1 protein-coding gene is annotated in these 1,968 nt (G+C 70.0%); it reads right to left on the bottom strand.

What is annotated here, in order from left to right:
- Positions 1–1,968: condensation domain-containing protein (locus D7V97_RS42695; protein ID WP_147445247.1), on the bottom strand; the 1,968-nt coding region annotated here is incomplete at both ends.

Below are 1,968 nucleotides of genomic sequence, written 5' to 3'. Positions count from 1 at the left end.
CCAGGGCATAGGTGCGCTGGTGCCAGGTGACGAGGTTCATCAACCCCCGGTGGTGCACGGCGACGCCCTTGGGGCGCCCCGTGCTGCCCGAGGTGTAGATGACGTACGCGAGGTCCTCCGCGCCCACGGTCTGCACTGGGAGTGGTGCGCGCGGAGCAGCGACTTCCGCCTCCGCGTCCACGGTCTGCGTCGGCAGGGACGCGCGAGGAGCGACGGCTTCCGCCTCCAGCGAGAAGACGCGAGCGGAGAGGGTGGGTAGCGAGGCGCGCAGATGCTGCTGGGTGAGCAGTACGGCGGAGGCACTGTCCTCCAGCATGAAGGTGAGGCGCTCGGGAGGGACACCGGGAGCGATGGGCACGTAGGCGGCGCCTACCTTGAGAGCGGCCAGCAATCCGGCCACCAGCTCCGGGGAACGCTCCGCCAGCACGGCCACGCGGTCTCCGCGCGAGACACCGGCTGCGTGAAGCTGCACGGCGAGCTGGTGGGCCCAGGCCTCAAGGCCCGCGTAGGTGACGCTGCGCTCGCCCATGCGCACCGCGATGGCGTCGGGTGCGCGGCGGGCCTGCTCCGCGACGACGTGGTGGATGCAGGTGTCGCTCGGGAACTCGACGTCCGTTGCGTTCCACTCGACGAGCAACCGCTGCTGCTCCGTCGCTGTCAGCAGGGGCAGCGAGGCGATGGAGGCCTCCGGCTGCTTGGAGATGGCCTCCAGCAGGACGCCGTAGTGCCCCATCAACCGCTGGACGGTGGCGGCGTCGAAGAGGTCACTGCTGTACTCCATGAAGCCGGTGAGGCCCTGGGGCACCTCGAAGAGCGTCAGCGCCAGGTCGAAGCGAGCAGAGTTGCCTTCCAGGGGGACGGGCTGGAAGGAGAGGCCCGGGACGCGCAGGGCTTCAGCGGGCGCGTTCTGCAGGACGAACATCACCTGGAAGAGGGGGCTGCGGCTCAAGTCACGCGAGGGCTGGAGGACTTCCACCAGCTTCTCGAAGGGGACGTGCTGGTGCTCATAGGCCGCGAGCGTCGTGCCGCGCACCTGCGCGAGCAGTGTGCGGAACGAGTCCTGCGGCTGGAGGCGCGCGCGCAGCACCAGCGTGTTGACGAAGAAGCCGATGAGGCCTTCGGCTTCCGCGTGCGTGCGTCCCGCGATGGGCGAGCCCACCGAGACGTCGTCCTGGGCGGAGTAGCGCGACAGCAGCAGCTGGAAGGCGGACAGCAGCAGCATGAAGGGCGTGGCGCCCTCCCGCTGGGCCAGGCTGCGCAGGGATTCGGTGAGGGCCGAGGGAATACTCACCGGCACCGTGGCACCACGCCGGGATTGCACGGGCGGACGCGGGCGGTCCGTGGGCAGCTCCAGCGCGGAGGGCGCTCCGGCGAGCTGGTGCTTCCAGTAGCCCAGTTGCGTCTCCAGCACCTCTCCCTGCAACCACTGGCGCTGCCACGCGGCGAAGTCCGCGTACTGCACGGGCAACGGCGGAAGAGAGGGCTCCTGGCCTGCGCTGAAGGCCGCGTAGCTGGCGGCCAGCTCCTTCACGAGGACGCCCATGGACCAGGCGTCGGAGACGATGTGGTGCATCGTCACCAGCAGGACGTGGGCTTCTTCTGAAAGCCTCAGCAGCGAGGTGCGCAGCAGCGGTCCGTGGACGAGGTGGAAGGGCTGACGGGCTTCGCGGGTGGCGAGCCGCAGTGTCTCCGCTTCGCTCGCGGCCGCGTCCAGGGCGGACAGGTCTTCCACCGGAAGGGCCCAGGTGGACGGCGCATGGATGCGCTGGAAGGGCTGGCCTTCCTGCTCGAAGAAGGTGGTGCGCAGGGCTTCGTGGCGCTGGACGAGCGCTTCGAAGGCACGGCGCAAGGCCTCCACGTCCAGGCGCCCGGAGAGGCGCAGGGCGACGGGGAGATTGTAGGACGCGTCGTCCGGCGCGAGTTGGTCGAGGAACCAGAGGCGCTGCTGCGCGAAGGACAGGGGCTGGG

Origin of the sequence: Corallococcus sp. CA053C (assembly GCF_003611675.1) — a bacterium.
GTDB lineage: Bacteria > Myxococcota > Myxococcia > Myxococcales > Myxococcaceae > Corallococcus.
The sequence above is the reverse complement of the archived record's forward strand: the minus strand, read 5'-3'. Positions and strand labels throughout refer to the sequence as shown.